This window comes from Microcoleus sp. MON1_C1 (assembly GCF_036701945.1).
GTDB lineage: Bacteria > Cyanobacteriota > Cyanobacteriia > Cyanobacteriales > Microcoleaceae > Microcoleus.
Genome location: NZ_JAUBRO010000019.1, coordinates 92,179 through 110,072, shown reverse-complemented (window position 1 = coordinate 110,072; position 17,894 = coordinate 92,179). Strand labels below are relative to the sequence as shown.

Here is a 17,894-nt window from a genome sequence, read left to right as displayed (position 1 = left end):
AATACGGTCTTCTAACGCACCTACTAAACTTTTGATTATTTCAAACCCCCATCTATCCCCGCTAAAATCTGCTCAGCTTGTCCGCACAAAGCAGCGTGACAGCAACCGTTACTCGCCAACAATCCCCCCCACTGACTCACATCTCCCCGGTTATATTGCAAAGTAGAACCGTCAAAACGAGTAAATCGGCCGCCCGCTTCAGTCAAAATTAATTCCGGTGCCGCTAAATCCCAATCTTTCGGTGCAGACTTTCCCGAAAGTGCAATATAAACATCAGCCTTTTGTTCAACAATTGTCGCAATTTTACAGCCGATACTACCGACAGCTATTTGATTTTGACATGGCAGTTTTTGTAACAATTGATTAAAGCGATCGCCCCGGTGACTGCGGCTAGTTACTATAGATAAATCTGCCACTATATTTCGCGCCGAAACCTGCAATTTGACTGCAGAACCGTCCCGACTTTCCCCAAAAGCACCCGCATCGCGGATTGCGTAATAAATCTTTTGCTGTTGGGGCCAAGCCACAACTGCTAATACAGGTCTTCCCTCGAACGCTAAAGCAATGTGAACCGCAAATTCACCTGTCCTGTCAATAAAATCTCGCGTTCCATCCAAAGGGTCAATAATCCAAACCCAACTTTGAGGTAAGGGAATCTGACCGTTTTTTTCTAAATAAGATTTGTAAGTTTCTTCGCTGAGATAGCCAAATTCTGCATTCCCTAAAGCCGACTGCAATTCGTCGAGAATGTAAGAGTTGACAGCGACATCGGCGGCGGTGACGGGGCCATCTTTTTTCTCTTGGATGTCAAGGTTAGGAGTGTTGGAATCCTGGCGATAATAGGATTGTAGGATATCTGATGCACTCCAGGCGATCGATCGGGCAATTTCGCTGATTTCTTCGAGAGTTTTCATGAATTTCTTTGTTGTGAACCGCAGATGAACGCCGATTAACGCAGATTTCTGTAGGGGGGGTGCCCCCGTGCCCGCCCCTAGAAACCATACATTAGCAATTACCAATTAATATGAGGATATTTCCATTCATAATAATTTGGAAACACAAAATTAGTAAACGAAACCGAAATACTAACCTCCAATGATTTTACATGATGCCACCAACCGACCGGAATAAAGATAGCTTCTCCCGGTTCCAAAATTACTTCAATAATTTTCGCATCTCTGTAAAGCGGGTAGTTGTCATAATCGGGATTTTCGCCGTCAACCTTGCTGAAAACTCCGACGTGATTATAAAGCAGAGGTGTTTGTTGCGGAGAAATCAATTTAATTAGTTTGCGACCCGACACTTGAGCTAAAATTAAATTAACTGGGTCATGGTGCAGCGGTGTAATCGTGCCTTTCGGACCGAACCAAAAGAAAACTCTGCCTTTTGTGTCCGTTGGATTTAGGTATTCTGGGAAGATTTCAATGTCATCGAATAGGGGTTTAAATTCCTCTCTTTCCAGAGTTTGGTTGTTAGCAACCATGTAGTAGTCGTTGCTAGGCCCGCCCTTGACCACCATTTCTACATATTTGCGGAACAAAACAATTTTTTTGTGATTTTCTATTTTAATTTCGTAATTCGGGTCGGAATTGCGGTTAGCTTGAATTTGTACCTCTGCATCGCCATATTTTTGCTGCAAATACTCCGGCGTCCACAACTGCAACGCTTTCCAGTTGTGCATAATATTGGTAATAATTACTGGAGTATTTTTGGCGTAGTAATTTTCGAGAAAATACTCTCTAGAAAGGCTGCTTTTGCGTTCGATTGTGCCAAACTTGGAAGACAATGCAGCTAATTGATTGCTAATCCTGAGATGCGATTCTAATTTTTGCAATAACTGCACGTACTGACTACCTGCTTGAAAGTAGGGATGAGATGATATTTCTCTCACTTCTGCGGTGGCTGTTTCCGCATCTATGCCGGTACTTATTAGCGCTTGAATGATTTCTTCGTCGGGTTTATTTAATAATTTGTTAGCCGCCACCCACTGTTTCATATTGTCGGGGACTTCTTGTTTGCTTGGGGTGAGGAGATTGGGCAAGTTTTGTGTCAGCCATTCTAGGTTAACTTGCTGTTGTTCTGTGAGGGTAATCCGCAAAGGGGGAAGGGTGATACTTAGAGGTTGGGTGTCAGCCATGATTCGGGTATGTTGTTTTGGGAGTGTTTTGTGTGACTTTAACTTGTCTTACTAATATAGCAATTTTGTTAACGAACCGCGAAGGCGCTAAGGGCGCGAAGAAAGAGAAGAGGGAAGTTCACAAATTTTGTCGAGGTTGCTGTCAGGATTTTAACTTAACAAGTGTTGCCAGTTCAAGTTTTCTAGCTTTGAGCGGTTTTAACCGGATAGTTTGGTTAATTTTAATTTTAAATTAACCCTTATTCATCCAGGCGCGGGTTCCGAAGTTTTTGCAGGAATGGGAAGCGATTTTAGTCGCTGCGGCCAGAGTATCGGTAAAGTTATTTTGCAAAATGTAGTGACAGAAAGCCCCGTGAAAGATGTCGCCAGCGCCTAAAGTGTCGGTGGCTTGAATTTGAGGTACTTCTATAGTGCCGTAAGTGCCATTGCTGAGGTATAAAATTGATTTTTCGCCGCGAGTGATGGCAACATGGGAAATTCCGGCTGCTGAGAGGTAAGCAAAAACTTGTTCTGAATTGTCGCAGTCTGGTGGATTAAAATTCTCGGAACATACCGCCCACTCAACAAAAGGTAATATTTCCTCTGATCCGGGTTTCCAACTGCCGCCGTCGAGGACAATGGGAATGTTTTTTGACTTGGCAAGTTGAGCAATTTCTTGGCTGGCTGCGATTTGATGTCCGTCAAGCAGTACAATATTAACTGATGTTAAAAAATCCTGGTTAATTGTTTGACTGTCAACTTGCGATTTCGTAGCATTGATGGAAATTACCGATCGATCGCCCGTTGCTTCAGTTACAATAATTGAGGAAACTGGCGGCGAGTGCGATCGCCCGGGCTCCAAATCAATTATCCTGACATTATACTCCGCTAAGTCTGCACGAATTAATTGGGCGATCGCGTGAGTGCCCAAAACGCCAGCCCATATCGCCGCATTCCCCAAATAGCTAAAAGTCACCGCCGCATTAGCCGCGGGCCCGCCCGCAGCAATGGTACAATCAGAAGCAACAACTTTCTGATTTTCACGCGGAGGCTTCTCGGCCAAATAAACTAAATCTAAAGTTGCCAATCCCAAAAACAATCCGGTTTTCATATCTTCTTAAATATGTGGCATGGGCGTGTGGCATGGGCGTCCCGCCCGTGTCGCATCTGCGGTTAAAAACTTCAAAATATCAAAATGCAGCCAAATCCCAATACAGGAACACTTTACATCGTAGGAACCCCGATCGGCAACCTCGAAGACATGACATTTCGCGGCATCCGAATCTTGCAAACAGTAGACTTCATCGCCGCCGAAGATACCCGCCATACCGGCAAACTTTTGCACCACTTTCAAATCCAAACGCCCCAAATCAGCTATCACGAACACAACCAACACCAGCGACTTCCCGAACTCATCGGCAAACTGCATTTAGGCAAAGATATCGCCCTCGTCACCGATGCCGGGATGCCGGGAATTTCTGACCCCGGATACGAGTTAGTCAAAGCTTGCGCCGATGCTAATATTAACATTATTCCGATTCCCGGTCCGACCGCCTGCATTGTTGGCCTAACTGCATCAGGATTACCCACAGAAAGATTTGTATTTGAAGGTTTCTTACCCGTGAAAGGTCAAGAACGACAACAAAGTTTAGAAGCTTTGCAAATAGAATCCCGCACTATAATCTTATACGAATCTCCCCACCGATTGCGGCAAACTTTACAAGATTTAGCAAATACTTTGGGAAGCGACAGACAGATTGTTCTGGCGAGAGAGTTAACTAAAATGCACGAAGAGTTTTGGCGTGGTAGTATGGAAAGTGCGATCGAGCTTTACACCAGTCGTGAACCCCAGGGAGAATTTACCCTCGTAATTGCCGGCATCCAAACAGCAGCCCCTATATTTTCCGAAGACGCCATTAAAGCAGAATTGCAAACATTAATTGCAGAAGGCATAAGTCGTTCCCAAGCCAGCCGCCAGCTAGCGCAACAAACATCTCTGCCCCGCCGCCAAATCTACCAACTCGCCCTCACAATAGGCGACAGTTAATGATTATAATAGAAGCCATGCACGACACCGATTTTGACACGCATACACGGATTAATTATTGACCGTGAGGCAGCACTTAGAAAAAAAAGCGAAGTTTGGAATAATACCTACAATCATACTATAAAAACCTATGGCACGCGGCAACTACGAGCGACACAAACCATATTTACGCAACCCCCACATCAACAAACCAATCGCCGAAATTTATGCAGACTTAGACGCCTTTAGCTGGGAGATATTTGAGGATCAACCCCAGCGCTTCGATACCGTCAGTTTTTACGTTTTGCTTCCCCCATTGATGTACGAAGGAAAATTCATCAAAGGAATTTACTTCAGCGAAGGAATCGAACTCATCAACAAACTATTTCCCGGATTATCATCAGTCTTTCATTCCTTTGCCTATAACCCCTGGATTGGATATCCTTGGGCACCGATAGCCGATGCTTACTCCAGCTTGTACAAAAACCCGCAGCGGGATAAATGGTTTCGCGAAACTTATCCCCATCGCGCGCACAAACCAACTATACCCTTACAAGACTGCGACTTCATCAACGAATACTGGATTTCCCCCAAGAATGTCCCTGAAAAAGACATCGATTTACTCGCCGTCGCCCGAATTTCCGAAGAAAAGAACTTGCCAATTATTGCCAAAGCCTTAAAAGTTTACCGCCAAAAATACCCGCAAAAACCGATTAAATTAACAGTGGTCACTGGACATGACTTTGATGCTAGCAACCTAAAAACTCTCGACGAATATGCCTTAAACGAATGGCGACAAATCGAGACAATTTTAACCAATCCCTTCGAGTACATTAACTTATTACCGAGAGTTGACTACTACAGGGAAATGCCCGTCTATTATTCGCGAGCAAAAGCATTTGTACTCGGTTCTCTCCTCGAAGGAAAAAATCGATCCATCATGGAAGCCATGAGTTGCAACGTACCAGTAATTTGTTTCCAAGAATTCAATCAATACGCCAGAGGCAACTCGCCAGTTTTCCCCGAAGGTGCGGGTCTTTACGCCCAGTTTGACCCCGAATCTCTCGCAGATACTATATATACAGTATTGGAAAATCAAACAGAATTCAAACCGCGATATCAGTATTTAAAGCATTGCGGGCGTAAGAACTTTTTCAATACTTGTATAGACAGTTTTCCTTACTATCAGCACAACATTCCCGACTACAAGCCCGGAGATGCGATTAACAATTTGTGGCTGGATTTAGCTGTTCAACAAAATTATCAAGTTAGTTTGAATAGCTTTTTATACGGAGGTTCTCCTTTGTCTCATATTCGCGGGATAAATACGATTCAGCAAAATTTAGGCGAGTTAACAAAATTCAAATAACATATCAAAATAGCCTGAGTCAACGCACCCTAAGATTTTGCTTTTGCCAGACATTTAGTTTCTACGTCAGACGTGAATTCCCATTCAGAGCCTAGTAAATTTAACTGGAGTGGACATTCAGTTTCATTGGAATGCTTACCAAAACTAGAAGTGTGATATTTTTGATTATTTATTTTTGCAAAATGTTTTTTCTTTTCCTCAGCCGTGATTTCCCATTCAGAGCCTAATAAACTTAACTGAATCGGATATTCAGCTTGATTTTTGATTCTCCTAAAACCAGATGTTTGATATTCTTTAATATCTTCATGTATTTTGCTTGCTAGTACCCGCGCTAAATTAACAGGCACGGCATTTCCAACCATCTTGTACCCATCAACAATATTTTTATACTTCAAAATAAAGTCATCCGGGAACGTCTGTATTCTCGCACATTCTCTCACAGAAAGCCTGCGGTAAGGCATAGGCGAATTGGGGTCAAAAATGCGTTTGTCTTTGCCAAGGATAATCATTTTGCTAGATTGAGGGTGAAGAGGTGCGTGCCTGCCACTGGCCTGAATTGTAAAAGAAGGTTCGGACCAACTCCTGACTCTATTTCTGGACATATACATACTAGAAAATCCCGTATCTAGATATTCATGGTTGGGAATTTTAAGGTCAGAGTCTTTTGACGCCTCCTTATATGTAATTTTTAAGGGTTCTATAGATGCCAAATCCGAGATAACATCGCTAAGACTTAAATTTTTACTTCTCGCTTCGGGAAACTCAAAAAAAGCACTCATTTTTTCATGGTAGCCAATGATGATTACTCTTTCACGATCTTGAGGAACTTCAAAGTCTTTAGCATTCAGTAATTTGTAGGCAATTTGATATCCTATATCTTTAAATTGCGATAAGATATTAGCGAAAGCCTGTTTGTGCTTTGCTGCTAATATGCCACTCACATTTTCAGCAAGAAAAAACAACGGTTGTTTTTCTTGTACAATTCTAATGTAGTCGTAGAATAGCTGACCCCGACTGTCATTAATACCTCTTTGAGCGCCTGCCTCACTCCAGCTTTGGCAAGGTGGTCCACCTATTATCCCTATGCAGTTGGGTATTTCCTGAGATTTAATGTTTCTAATATCTCTCTTGTCTAGTGGAGTGCCAGGATGGTTATATTCATAAGTATCCCAAATAGAGCGATCGTGCTCATTCGCCCAAACAATATTAAATCCTGCTTGTCGAAAACCCAAATCCAACCCGCCACAGCCTGCAAACAGAGATATGATATTCATAATGCTTTTACCTTTAGTGTTAGATATTGTAAGTAATAATTTTAGCAGGTATAAGGTTTACAGGATTATCGGGACATTTAATCCGCTGAATATTAATATTAAATCCTGGAAGTGATATGGATTCGATCATTGTTCTGCTGTCAACTGGAAAAGATAAATATTTACTTTCCTTCATTATGGCTATTATCTGAAAATTTGTCTGGGGGTCGTATCCTGTATTTATATAATCAAAAACTATCGCAGGATTATTTATACCCCACATTCCTCTAATTCTTAAGTAAGTTATACCTAATGGGTCTACTTTATTCACTCTCCCTAATTCTCTTGTTTTACTAAATTCGACATCGGGGATTGCATTAATCCCAGTAGCTATTTGATCTCTAATCCGTTCATAATATTCTTTACTAGCAGCATAGCAGTCACCATAAATAAGCCATAGCCTTTTCAGAGTTTGTTTTGTATTGTCGGCACGGGTGGCTCCAATTGCATACACAATATCTTTCTCTGTCCATGTTTCACACTTACGACAAGCTGAGGCTATTTGTGGATTGTTAGAAAACAATTTTGATTTGGGATAAGAACTATTTAATGGAATCTGGAGGCTGGAAGTTTGTATTTTCTTGACTTCTATGGCATCGCCATTTCTGATGATTAAATCAGGAGGATTATTCGGGTTGCCACTCCAAGAAAAGAGTTCACTGTACTTTTCAAGTTTATTGCTGAGTTCTGGTTCATCTATAGTATTGGCAAAAGCGTCCTTGACAAAATACTCTAGGGCATCGCCCAGAGCATTAATTCTATTATTGCTTTGGCTTTTATAATAACTTAGTAAGTCAGGTATAGGATGATTAATAATTGTAGCGATCGCTTGCAGTATATTCGTCATTTGTTATAAAAATTATATACCCCAATTTTACCCGGGGTAATCATAGCAGATATCCTCAATGAATGCAAGTTCCCTCCTCCAATCTTACCAACACTTCGGTGTCCATCTCGGGCTGGAAAGAATTCACCAACTTCTCCAAAAACTAGACAACCCCCACCAACAAGTACCCATTATCCACATTGCCGGCACCAATGGCAAAGGTTCCGTTTGCGCTTATCTCTCTTCCGTACTAGCAGAAGCAGGCTATCGAGTTGGGCGCTACACATCCCCGCACCTAATCGATTGGACAGAAAGAATTTGCATCAGCCAAAAACCGATTTCCCCAACAGAATTGCAACAGTGTCTAGAACGAGTTGTCGCCGCCACCGAAAACAACACCGAAACTCCCACCCAATTTGAAATAATCACCGCAGCAGCTTGGCTGTATTTCGCCGAACAAAAAACCGACATTGCAGTGATAGAAACTGGATTGGGCGGTAGATTAGACGCGACTAACGTTTGCGAAACACCTCTCGCTAGCGTCATTACTTCTATCAGTCTCGAACACTGGCAAATACTCGGCCCCACCGTCGCCGATATTGCTGGGGAAAAAGCGGGAATTCTCAAAGCAAAATGTCCGGCAGTTATCGGAGAATTGCCAGAATCAGCTAGAATAGTAGTAGAAAAACGCATTCAAGAATTAGACTGTCCGGCAACTTGGGTAAAACCAGCAATAGATTTAGGACAAGGATTCGCAGAATATCAGTTTAATCAAAATGCGGAGAAAATAAAATATCAATTGCCGCTGCTGGGAAAAATTCAACTAATGAATTCAGCAATTGCGATCGCAACTTTGCAAACTCTTCAAAACCAAGGATGGCAAATTTCCCAAACCGCCATCGAAAACGGTATCGCCAAAACCCAATGGCCCGGAAGACTCCAGCAGACAACTTGGAAAAACCGCAATATATTAATTGACGGCGCGCACAACCCCGCTGCTGCGATCGCCCTGCGTGAATATGTCGATAATCTTAACAGTTCCCAACCGATTAACTGGGTAATTGGGATTCTGGCTACCAAAGACTGCGACGATATTTTGAAAGCATTACTCAAAAAGGGCGATCGACTTTACCTAGTACCCGTACCCGATCACAACTCATCATCCCCCGCAGAATTAGCCGCCCTAGCTCAAATTATCTGCCCCGAATTAACTCTCTGTCAAGCCTTCCCCGACTTAACCACAGCTTTAGATGCTGCTGTTACAGGTGACAACCTAACAATCCTTTGCGGTTCTCTTTATCTCGTCGGCTATTTTCTGCAACAACAACAATCCCAAGCTTAAACGCATCAGAATTGTGTTTCTTCCTCAGTAAAGATAGGAGGCCACAATTCCGAAACGGGCAATTCCCAACCGGGAAAAAGTTCTGCTACTGTTAAGATATCGCCATTTCCTAAAACAGTCGGTTCACCTGTAGAGCGATAAATAGTCACTGTTTCTTCATCAGGATCGATCAGAATTCCGACGATCGCACCCAGCTCTATAAACTTCAAAACCTTGGTTTCTATAGGCTTGATGCGATCGCTCTGAGATTTAATCTCAACCACCAAATCGGGGACAAGTTCTCCAAAATAACGCGGACTTTGGCGCAAGCGGGCGGCGCGCACAAAAGAAACATCCGGTGCTTTGACATTCGTATCCGGCATGATGAAACCGCCTGCGGAGTCAAAGACTCTCCCCAAGCGACGGGGATAAACCCAGTTACCCAGCAAGCGAATCAAAATACTGCTGATTTCACTGGATACGATGTCTGATGGCCCCACAATTGAAAGTCTCCCGTCTTCTAGTTCAATTTGGTAATCTAAACCCGCTTCGGAAAAAAGGGTTTGAACTTGGTTTAAATCTTTGAGTGTCATCGCTGGCATAAAAATTTTCTCCTATTCCGATCAGAGCTTGGATTTTAACACGAGTCAAATTTCTGAATATTTGAGGAATTCAGGCTAGATTCCTACAAATCATCAATCAAGCTGAATTTAGAAAGGCGCTCGCACGGGATAAATAAACCCGGTTTCTGGGATGAGCGATCGTTTTTATCAACAAACATTTACGTCTAAAATAGTCGAGATTGACTTATCCAGAGTTCTCCTCCGACTCCGCCTTGTGAAGAGGCGGTAATTTCATCATTCGATAATCACTTAAAAGCTTATATATACTTATTATATATGGTGGCACAGATTTCCATTATTTAATAATACCTCAAGTGGCATAAAAAAGCAAGGGGCGATCTCAAAAAAAACCCCGCCCCAGCTTCAATTAAAAACTACCTTTGATCCCAAGCCTTAGCCGCATCAGCAACAGCTTGGTCTACCGACTTCTCATCCAACATCGCCGCCTGCAAATTGTCATAAATCGCCTTTTGCAACTTTTTAACATCCTTGAGAGGCGGAATCAATAGCTCGGCGGAACTCAACCCAGAAGCACTAACAACCCGAGCTCGATCGGCAGCAGTAGCATCAGTCGGAACGTTCTTAAAATAATCGTCCTGCAAAGCCTCAACCGTAGAAGGCAAAACATTAGCAGCCTTAGCAAAAGCCAACTGATTTTGAGAATTAGTCACGTACAAAGCAAACTTGACAGCATCATCAGGGCGCTTGCTGTCGCGGGGCACAACCAAATTCATCACCGCCACAGTCTTCTTGCCGGTGTCCCCCGTAATTTGAGGCGCAGCAGCCGAAACAGCACCAATACTCGGAGCATTCTCAGCAATCGCCTTCAAAAACTGAGGCCCCGAAGCTAACAAAGTAGTTTCCCCAGCTTGATAAAGCTCGATCGCCCTGCGATGTCCCTGCACCAAAACATCCTGCGGCAAAAGTCCGTTCTTGTACAAATCCACCCAATACTGAAAAACAGCTTTGCCCTTAGCAGTATTAAAAGCCGCCTTGCCTTTAGCGTCAACCAAAGGCACACCCATCTGCACGAAAGATTGCAAAACTTCCGCCGAATCTTCCGGCACAAAAGTCACAAAAAAAGCAAACTTACCAGTCTTTTCCTTCACCTGCTTGGCAACAGTTGCCAACTCGGCATAAGTAGCCGGAGGCTTAGCAATTCCAGCCTTCTTCAACAACTCCGTATTGTAAATAGTTACCCCAGTCGTGAGATACCAAGGAATGCCAAAACTCTTGCCGTCGAGTACGCCAGCTTTCCAGATATTTGGCAGATAGGTCGATCGAACTTGCTGCGGAATCCGAGAATCCAAATCCAGCCAAGCATTGCGTCCCGCCAACAGCGAAGCAAAATCGGGATTTAGGTTCACCACATCCGGCGCAGTTTTCGCCGAAACCGCCCCCAAAATCTTGCTTTCCATCGCCGACCAAGGAACGTCCACCCAGCGCACCTTCACCCCCGGATTTTCCGCTTCAAAACCGGCGATCGTCTTGTTGAAATACTCAGTAAACTGAGGTTGAAGCTGCATAGTCCAGAACTCTATTTCCGGCGTATTATTTGCCTGGGAATTAACAGCAGGCTTGCCGCAACTCACCACCGCAGCCAGCAGCAGCCCCACCAGTCCAAAAACAGCAAACAGTTGCCAAGATTTACGTTTCATAGAATAAAATTTGAGAGTTATGGGAACCGTCAGACAAAAAAGCGTGAAGCGAAGCTATCCCGTTCCCCGCAGGGGTTCCCGAAGGGTAGGGAATCGCCCGAATCAAGCGCGATCGAGTCAGTAACAGAGTTTTGTACCTGGGCCCAGGAGCGAGATAGTCTGTTTTTGTGCAGAATCGGCAGGTTTTCGGTCGATCGAGCTGGAATTTATTGACATTCGCAGCAGAATAGCTATTGTCAAGTAAATTGGATAGCATAAAATCGGAACTAGCGATCGCGCAACACAGACAGAGCGGCGTAGCTACGGCGGGATACCGAGATTACAGCACTCTTTCGGCAGTTGGAAACCAACCCTCCAACACCGGGCGCGCTTAATCAGGCTGGCCAACTACAAAAGAAAAAAATAGCAATTACCGGCGACCCAATCACATGGTTAACTTTTTCAAAGGTCTACTTTCCCAACGCCAGCCAGGAATCGGGATCGAAATAGCCCCAGACCGCATCAACATCATTCAGCTCGAAAAGAAAGCTCAGACATTAAAATTAGCCACCCTAGCCTCAATAGAAGTTCCCGAAGACATAGTACAAGAAGGACAAATAGTCGATCCGCCGGGAATGGCAGAACTCATACGCGCCGTCCTCGCCGAAAACAAAATCAAAGCCAAGCGAGTAGCCACAGCCATTCCCGGCCGCGAAGCCGTCATCCGCCTCATCCCAGTTCCCGCAGAGCTCAACGAAGAAGAACTGCGGGATTACATGAATGCAGAAGCAGGACTGTACTTGCCGTTTCCCAGAGAAGACGCCGACGTAGACTATCAAAAAATAGGCCTATTTGTAGATGACGACGGAGTAGAAAAAGTGCAAGTTGTGTTAGTAGCCACCCGCAGAGAAGTTACCGACACATACATCGAAACCTTCAAAGAAGCCGGACTGATTATAGACGTACTAGAAGTAACCAGCTTTGCCCTGATCCGCACCCTCAAAGACCAACTGCAACAATTTTCCTCCCAAGAAGCCGCCGTCCTGACCGCCATAGAATTTGACAGTACCGAGTTAGCTATAGTAGTGGACGGTATACCTCAGTTCAACCGTACCATCCCGATCGGCACCTACCAAATCCAGACCGCCCTCAACCAAGCCATGAACCTGCCGCCAACCAGAGACACCAGCGAACTGCAAGGCATGACCCTGCCAGTCACAGATACAATGGGGGCATCGGGAGACGCCAATCCCGGCACAAATGCGATGATAAAAGTATTGGGAGAACTAGCAGACGAACTGCGCCGCTCAGTAGACTTTTACCTCAACCAGAGCGAAGAACTCGAAGTAGCGCAACTGCTGCTAGCAGGCCCGGGAGCTGCGATCGGCAAACTAGACGAATTTTTTATGCAAAGATTAAGCTTGCCCGCATCTCAAGTCGATCCCATCGAAACCCTAGGACTCGAAATCGGCCAAGAAATTACCCCTGAACAGCGAGCAGGTTTAGGAGTTGCCCTAGGTTTAGGACTAAGGGAGGTTATGTGACCTAACAGTTTTAGATGAGAGAAAAACCGATTTGAGAATTTTAGGTGAAAACCCCTTCCAAAAGAAGAAGGCAGAAAGCAGAAGGTAGAATATGGGAGGTAGAAGGTAGAAGGTAAAAGGTAGAATATATCTGAGGTAGAAGCAGCCCCTTCCTTCAGTAGAAGGCAGAAAGTTGTTTCTTTCTTCCCTAAATAAATCCTTCACTTGTACCAGCAATCTTGGGTTCTGTCTAAAATCTAAAATTTCAAATTTAAATCTATAGCAACAGCCAAGACTGTTAGGACCTTCTTAATTGCTGAAACATAAGCGCTAGATCACTTTTTCCTTCTACCTTCTACCTTCTACCTCGTGCCTTCTACCTTGTGCCTTCTACCTTCTTCCTTCTGCTATAAAATCGAGTGAAGCCATGTACAGCCTAGATATTAATTTTCTCAACGACCGTCCGGACTACAAACCCGTTGCAGCAGCCAAAAGCTCCGCTAAAAAAAGTTCCGGTGGAGCCAAAGACCAACTGCCCATATATGGGGCGGTGCTGTTTGCCTTCGGCATCAACGCCGCAGTCATGGGCGCCTGGTGGTGGTTCTATAACAAAAATACCGACTTGACCACAGAACAAGGAAAAATCGAGCAAGATGTGGCAAAGTTAAACACTCAAGCCAACGCCATCAAAGCCATCAACGCCGAAACACAACAAGTTACCGCCGAATACCAAGCATTAGCCGGAGTATTCGACCAAATTAAACCTTGGTCGGCGATGCTGCAAGACCTGAGTGCCCGCACTCCCGCCGGAGTGCAAATTGCCAAAATCGATCAAATCGACCCCAGTCCCTCCCCCGTTGCAGCAGCACCCCCTCCGCCCGCAGCCGCCCCCGCAGCCAGCCCGTCCCCAGGGGCGAGTCCGTCCCCCGCTAGCCCCACCCCGGCGGCAGCTCCCGTCCCCGTTGTCCCGCAGCAGGCAGCAAAAGTACAAATTTCAGGGATAGCCAGTACCTTTGCCCAAGTTAACGACTTTATGCTGCTAATCCAGCGCTCTCCTTTCTTCCTCAACACCGATACCAAACTGGTAGCGGCCACATTAAAGAACAACCCCGCACAATTACAAGTACGCAACCAAAACGCAGCACCACCAGAACTTCCTAAACTGCGACCGGTGGTGGAATATAAAATTGAAACGACGCTCAGCCCGACGGGGGCCTCCGAGTTGCTCCCCGAGCTCCGCAGCAAGCAAGCAGACGGGCTAGCAATACGGATAGAAACACTTCAAGAAAAAGGAGTGCTAGAACCACAAAAACCAGAGGTGAAAAAACAATGACAGCAAATCAGTTTATTCCCAGCGGCGCACAAGCCGAAGAGACAGGGGCTCAGGAAATATTCGGCATTAAGCTGACACCCCAAGTCCAAGCAATAGGCGTCGCGGTTCTCGGCCTCGTCATTGCCGGCGGCCTCGTCTACCAATTCGTATGGCCAGAATTCCAAAAAGGCAGCGACCTTAAGCAAAAAATTGCCGAAATCAAGCAAACGCAACAGCAATTGGAATCTCTAATTCAAAAAAAGGCAGAAGCAGAAGCAAAGCAAGAAGAAGCAAAACAGCGCCGGGCAAACGTGACGGCAATGTTTGCCAGCGATGCGAGCGCCAACACGCTGCTGCTTGACATGACCCAACTGGTTAATAGAATCAACGCGGGGGTGCAAGGAGACGACCTCAAGGCTAAAATTACCAAATTTGAGCCGGATAGGCCCCCAGCAGCAGCAACCGCCGCGCCCGGAGCTCCAGACCCTGATATTCTGGCGGATACCTCCTTCGGGCCGTCCCTGGCTGGCAAGCTCAGACGCAAAAAATTTAAGGTAGAGTTTGAAGGCACTTTCGCTCAAACCCGCAATTTTATGCGTAACTTAGAGTTGATGCAGTCGCTGTTGGTAGTTAGGAATTTGAAATCTGAATTGCTAGCATCAAATCAGCCAATTGAAGTTGATTTTTTGAAAGGGAAAATAGTTCCTGTGGAGCAGCCACCAACTAAAATTAAAACGGCTTTTGACTTGCACGCGCTGCTACCGTTAAAGCAAGAAGAAAAACCGCCAACTCCGGCTCCAAGTCCTGGTGCTAAGTAGCTGTAGTTGGGCGGATATTAGCTATTGTTCCAAACTCGCTCTTTCACAAGAAGGGAGAAGGCAGAAGGTTGAAATTGGATGATTGAAGGTAGAAGTCAAAAAAATATGAATGCCACAAAATTATTTTTATATGGCAATCAACAATTTGCTCTAAAACCTAATTTCTTCTAATACCCGTTTCAAAAAGTAATGGAACTGTATAGCAATCCTTGCAGGAGTCGTAAATTTTTTACCCCACCCCAACCCTCCGCTTACAAAGGGGAGGGAGTAAGAAATTCACAAATGATGCGAGGATTGCTGTAGGATAGCTTCTAACCCTGATGTCATCAGTTATTCCCAATCGAAAATAAAAAATCGAAAAGGGCATAACTTCTTCCTTAAAAAAGGCTCGAAGCGAGAATATTTTAGTCAGTTTAGCAGCTAGCGACAAAAGACTGCGAACAACAAATAACAAAGTGTAGTGGAGGAGAGAACGTGAAACAGCATCTACGGTTAAGTGGAGGACTCTTATGCAGCGTTGCAGGAGTTGTGATCGCCCAAGCCCCCGTCTTGGCAGCGCCGACTCAAGTCACAGGAGTGCAAGTAAGTCAAGGCAATAATGGGGTAAATATTGTGCTGGCGACAGAAAAGGGCGATCGCCCGCAAGTTTTCGCCATCAATAACGGCAATACTTACCAAGCCACAATTGTTAACACCCAGCTCCGCTTGCCACAAGGCAACAGCTTCCGTCAAGATAACCCCGCTCCGGGAATTTCTTCAGTAGAAATCAGCCAGGTAGAGGCTAACAGCATCCGCGTTGTGGTAGCCGGCACCAACGGAGTTCCCAACGGACAAATTGTGCCGGGACAAGGCCAAAGCATCGTCCTCAGCGTTGCCGGACAGGGTGGTACAGCACAGTCTGCCCAAACAGCACCTCCGCCGCCTCCAGGCCTGCCACTGAGCCAAACAGCTCCCCCGCCGGCTCCCCAAGTCCGCACCTCGCAAAACCCAGGCGTGCTGCTCCCCAATCCCGAAATTACTGTTACCAGAAACGATCGCCCGCCCCTCCCCAGCGAAATTCAATCCCAGACAAATCAGGCTGCGCCTTTCCAACCGCGGGCCGTGGCGCCGCCCTTGGGAGATATCGCGGTGTCTAACATCGCCCCCGGCGCGGGAAATATTGAACTGAGTTCGGGAGAACGCATCCCCCGCTTGGTGCTGCGGGATGCCCCAGTCCGGGACGTTTTGGCTCTGCTGGCTCGCGCTGCGGGCTTGAACATTGCTTTTACAGGTGGCGGGGCCCCTGGTCAACCGGGCCAGCCCGCAGTGCCTGGTCAGCCGGGAGCCATCGGTTCAGATGAAGGGCCAAAGATTTCTTTGGACATCGAAAATGAGTCGGTGCAAGATGTCTTTAATTACGTGCTGCGGCTCAGCGGATTACAAGCTAACCGCCAAGGGCGGACGATTTTTGTAGGGACTAGCTTGCCGATCGACTCGCGCAATATTATCATTCGGACTTTGCGGCTCAATCAAGTTCGCTCTACGGATGCAGCTAACTTTTTGAGCGCTCAAGGCGCGGAAAGTCAACTGCCGATTACTCGGGTGACTATTCAAAGCGTGGGCCAGGGAAATGCGGCGCGGGATGTGGAAATTAGGGAACCGGACATTAAGGCGATCGGCGCTACCCAAGGCACCGGGCCGCTCTTGCTGAGGGGACTGTCGGTGCTGGCGGATGCGAGGCTCAATTCCATCACTTTGGTGGGAGACCCGCGCAAAGTTGACATGGCTGTGGCTTTCTTGACACAGCTAGATTTGCGTCGCCGTCAAGTCGCTGTCAACGTCAAGGTGATCGATATCAACTTGTTGGGAGACAACAGAACTAGCAGCAGCTTCTCTTTCGGAATTAATAACAATTTCTTCGTCAATGACGGCGGGGTGGCAAGTCTCAATTTTGGTGGCATCAATCCGCCCGCTGGCCTTGGAGATCCCATCGCTAGACCGATCATCGGCAACCCCCTAGGAACCCCGGATGTTTTCTACGATGCGAACGGTCGGCGTACCGTGCCGTTTACAGGTCAAGCTCTAGGTCCAGGTCTCCCCCCCACCAAAGGTGTGTTCCTCCAGCCGACAGCCCCAGTTACTAATGACCCTACGCGAGTGGGAATTACGGATTACACTCCCGGCTCGGCGACCGCCTCAGGAAGTGCAGAGTTCGGCCTGTTCCCGCTGTTCCAGTATCCGAGGAGATTCCTGTCGGCGTTGCAGGCAACAATTCAGAGCCAGAATGCCAAAATCCTGACCGATCCGACTCTGGTGGTTCAAGAAGGAGAAACGGCGAATGTGAATATTACTGATGAGGTGATCACTAACATCACGTCCCAAACCCAGAGTACCGGCAATACAAGTACCACAACGGTGACGGCCGTCAAAGACAGGGCTGGTTTGCAGTTGGGGGTGGCGATCGACCGGATTGACGATAATGGCTTTGTCTCTCTGCGGGTCAACCCGATTATCAGGACACCTGGCGGCGAGCAAAACCTGGCCACAGGGGCGAACACCAATACTATCAGGCTGCTGGGCGAGCGATCGTTGCAATCGGGGCTAATTCGCCTGCGGGACGGTCAGACTTTGATTGTTTCGGGGATTATCCGCGATGAAGAACGGGTTACAGCGAACAAGATTCCGATTTTGGGAGATTTGCCGATTATCGGTTCGCTGTTCAGGAGAACCAGTAAGGCTAACCAGCGGGCGGAGTTGATTGTATTGCTGACACCGCAGATTTTGGATGATAGCGATCGATCCAACTTTGGCTACCAAAACAACATCAGTCCCGACGCGCGCCAACTGTTGCAGCGCAGTCAGCCAGTCCAGCCGAGACAGTAGACTGAAGGAAAAATTCCTTGCTGTCAACTTTCCACGCTCTTTACCCTGAGTCCGACAGTCCGACAGGGGTTGAAACCCCTGCCTCAAAGCTAAAGTCCTCTAAAAGAAGACTAAAAATTAGTATTTGAGTCGGTTTTAACCGACTTCA

15 protein-coding genes are annotated in these 17,894 nt (G+C 46.2%); 7 read left to right on the top strand and 8 right to left on the bottom strand.

Annotation, left to right across the window (positions count from 1 at the left end; genetic code table 11):
- Nucleotides 1–35: 35 nt before the first annotated feature.
- The 3 genes from QUA62_RS13195 to QUA62_RS13185 all read right to left on the bottom strand — a co-directional run bounded on the left by QUA62_RS13195 (nucleotide 36) and on the right by QUA62_RS13185 (nucleotide 3,227).
- Nucleotides 36–914 (bottom strand): inositol monophosphatase family protein, encoded by an 879-nt coding sequence (locus QUA62_RS13195; protein ID WP_333404518.1) that lies wholly within the window; start codon nucleotides 912–914, stop codon nucleotides 36–38.
- 98 nt (nucleotides 915–1,012) lie between these two features.
- On the bottom strand, nucleotides 1,013–2,137 hold the full coding sequence (locus QUA62_RS13190; RefSeq protein WP_333404516.1) for a cupin-like domain-containing protein: 1,125 nt from the start codon (nucleotides 2,135–2,137) through the stop codon (nucleotides 1,013–1,015).
- 232 nt (nucleotides 2,138–2,369) lie between these two features.
- A complete protein-coding gene (locus QUA62_RS13185; protein WP_333404514.1) occupies nucleotides 2,370–3,227 on the bottom strand; it encodes a PfkB family carbohydrate kinase in 858 nt (285 codons plus the stop codon).
- Nucleotides 3,228–3,311: 84 nt separating this feature from the next.
- Here QUA62_RS13185 and rsmI point away from each other — a divergent pair, with 84 nt between their 5' ends.
- Together rsmI and QUA62_RS13175 are read left to right on the top strand one after the other, a co-directional pair.
- Nucleotides 3,312–4,163 (top strand): 16S rRNA (cytidine(1402)-2'-O)-methyltransferase, encoded by an 852-nt coding sequence (gene rsmI, locus QUA62_RS13180; protein WP_333404512.1) that lies wholly within the window; start codon nucleotides 3,312–3,314, stop codon nucleotides 4,161–4,163.
- Between the two features lie 130 nt (nucleotides 4,164–4,293).
- Nucleotides 4,294–5,511, top strand: coding sequence for a glycosyltransferase (locus QUA62_RS13175; protein ID WP_333404510.1), 1,218 nt, complete (start codon nucleotides 4,294–4,296; stop codon nucleotides 5,509–5,511).
- A 29-nt stretch (nucleotides 5,512–5,540) separates the two neighbouring features.
- On the opposite strand, the gene QUA62_RS13170 is transcribed toward QUA62_RS13175, so the two are convergent.
- Nucleotides 5,541–6,785: a DNA cytosine methyltransferase gene (locus QUA62_RS13170; protein ID WP_333404508.1), complete on the bottom strand. Its 1,245-nt coding sequence runs from the start codon at nucleotides 6,783–6,785 to the stop codon at nucleotides 5,541–5,543.
- Nucleotides 6,786–6,804: 19 nt separating this feature from the next.
- A complete protein-coding gene (locus QUA62_RS13165) occupies nucleotides 6,805–7,671 on the bottom strand; it encodes an NgoPII family restriction endonuclease (protein ID WP_333404506.1) in 867 nt (288 codons plus the stop codon).
- Nucleotides 7,672–7,729: 58 nt separating this feature from the next.
- Between QUA62_RS13165 and QUA62_RS13160 the strand changes: the two genes are divergently transcribed.
- The gene (locus tag QUA62_RS13160; protein WP_333404504.1) at nucleotides 7,730–8,992 is read left to right on the top strand and encodes a folylpolyglutamate synthase/dihydrofolate synthase family protein; all 1,263 of its coding nucleotides are present in this window, start codon (nucleotides 7,730–7,732) and stop codon (nucleotides 8,990–8,992) included.
- A 5-nt stretch (nucleotides 8,993–8,997) separates the two neighbouring features.
- Here the strand turns inward: QUA62_RS13160 and QUA62_RS13155 are convergent, their stop codons facing one another.
- The 3 genes from QUA62_RS13155 to QUA62_RS13145 all read right to left on the bottom strand — a co-directional run bounded on the left by QUA62_RS13155 (nucleotide 8,998) and on the right by QUA62_RS13145 (nucleotide 11,508).
- A complete protein-coding gene (locus QUA62_RS13155; RefSeq protein ID WP_333376835.1) occupies nucleotides 8,998–9,573 on the bottom strand; it encodes a Uma2 family endonuclease in 576 nt (191 codons plus the stop codon).
- Between the two features lie 395 nt (nucleotides 9,574–9,968).
- Complete coding sequence (locus tag QUA62_RS13150) at nucleotides 9,969–11,252, bottom strand: sugar ABC transporter substrate-binding protein (RefSeq protein ID WP_333404502.1); 1,284 nt, start codon at nucleotides 11,250–11,252, stop codon at nucleotides 9,969–9,971.
- Nucleotides 11,242–11,508 (bottom strand): hypothetical protein, encoded by a 267-nt coding sequence (locus QUA62_RS13145; protein ID WP_333404500.1) that lies wholly within the window; start codon nucleotides 11,506–11,508, stop codon nucleotides 11,242–11,244. The genes QUA62_RS13150 and QUA62_RS13145 overlap by 11 nt, the downstream gene beginning before the upstream one ends.
- A 172-nt stretch (nucleotides 11,509–11,680) precedes the next feature.
- Between QUA62_RS13145 and pilM the strand changes: the two genes are divergently transcribed.
- The 4 genes from pilM to QUA62_RS13125 all read left to right on the top strand — a co-directional run bounded on the left by pilM (nucleotide 11,681) and on the right by QUA62_RS13125 (nucleotide 17,746).
- Nucleotides 11,681–12,775: a type IV pilus assembly protein PilM gene (pilM, locus tag QUA62_RS13140; protein ID WP_333404498.1), complete on the top strand. Its 1,095-nt coding sequence runs from the start codon at nucleotides 11,681–11,683 to the stop codon at nucleotides 12,773–12,775.
- Between the two features lie 406 nt (nucleotides 12,776–13,181).
- Nucleotides 13,182–14,087: a PilN domain-containing protein gene (locus QUA62_RS13135; protein ID WP_333404496.1), complete on the top strand. Its 906-nt coding sequence runs from the start codon at nucleotides 13,182–13,184 to the stop codon at nucleotides 14,085–14,087.
- Nucleotides 14,084–14,884: a pilus assembly protein PilO gene (locus QUA62_RS13130; RefSeq protein WP_333404494.1), complete on the top strand. Its 801-nt coding sequence runs from the start codon at nucleotides 14,084–14,086 to the stop codon at nucleotides 14,882–14,884. The genes QUA62_RS13135 and QUA62_RS13130 overlap by 4 nt, the downstream gene beginning before the upstream one ends.
- A gap of 474 nt (nucleotides 14,885–15,358) precedes the next feature.
- Nucleotides 15,359–17,746, top strand: coding sequence for an AMIN domain-containing protein (locus QUA62_RS13125; RefSeq protein ID WP_333404492.1), 2,388 nt, complete (start codon nucleotides 15,359–15,361; stop codon nucleotides 17,744–17,746).
- Nucleotides 17,747–17,894 lie beyond the last annotated feature (148 nt).

Excerpts from the sequence above, each read along its gene's own strand:
- QUA62_RS13130 (WP_333404494.1), top strand. The coding sequence starts at position 14,084 with ATGACAGCAAATCAGTTTATTCCCAGCGGCGCACAAGCCGAAGAGACA.
- QUA62_RS13150 (WP_333404502.1), bottom strand. The coding sequence starts at position 11,252 with ATGAAACGTAAATCTTGGCAACTGTTTGCTGTTTTTGGACTGGTGGGG.
- QUA62_RS13175 (WP_333404510.1), top strand. The coding sequence starts at position 4,294 with ATGGCACGCGGCAACTACGAGCGACACAAACCATATTTACGCAACCCC.
- pilM (WP_333404498.1), top strand. The coding sequence starts at position 11,681 with ATGGTTAACTTTTTCAAAGGTCTACTTTCCCAACGCCAGCCAGGAATC.
- QUA62_RS13160 (WP_333404504.1), top strand. The coding sequence starts at position 7,730 with ATGAATGCAAGTTCCCTCCTCCAATCTTACCAACACTTCGGTGTCCAT.
- QUA62_RS13165 (WP_333404506.1), bottom strand. The coding sequence starts at position 7,671 with ATGACGAATATACTGCAAGCGATCGCTACAATTATTAATCATCCTATA.
- QUA62_RS13185 (WP_333404514.1), bottom strand. The coding sequence starts at position 3,227 with ATGAAAACCGGATTGTTTTTGGGATTGGCAACTTTAGATTTAGTTTAT.
- QUA62_RS13135 (WP_333404496.1), top strand. The coding sequence starts at position 13,182 with ATGTACAGCCTAGATATTAATTTTCTCAACGACCGTCCGGACTACAAA.
- rsmI (WP_333404512.1), top strand. The coding sequence starts at position 3,312 with ATGCAGCCAAATCCCAATACAGGAACACTTTACATCGTAGGAACCCCG.
- QUA62_RS13195 (WP_333404518.1), bottom strand. The coding sequence starts at position 914 with ATGAAAACTCTCGAAGAAATCAGCGAAATTGCCCGATCGATCGCCTGG.
- QUA62_RS13170 (WP_333404508.1), bottom strand. The coding sequence starts at position 6,785 with ATGAATATCATATCTCTGTTTGCAGGCTGTGGCGGGTTGGATTTGGGT.
- QUA62_RS13145 (WP_333404500.1), bottom strand. The coding sequence starts at position 11,508 with ATGCTATCCAATTTACTTGACAATAGCTATTCTGCTGCGAATGTCAAT.
- QUA62_RS13155 (WP_333376835.1), bottom strand. The coding sequence starts at position 9,573 with ATGCCAGCGATGACACTCAAAGATTTAAACCAAGTTCAAACCCTTTTT.
- QUA62_RS13190 (WP_333404516.1), bottom strand. The coding sequence starts at position 2,137 with ATGGCTGACACCCAACCTCTAAGTATCACCCTTCCCCCTTTGCGGATT.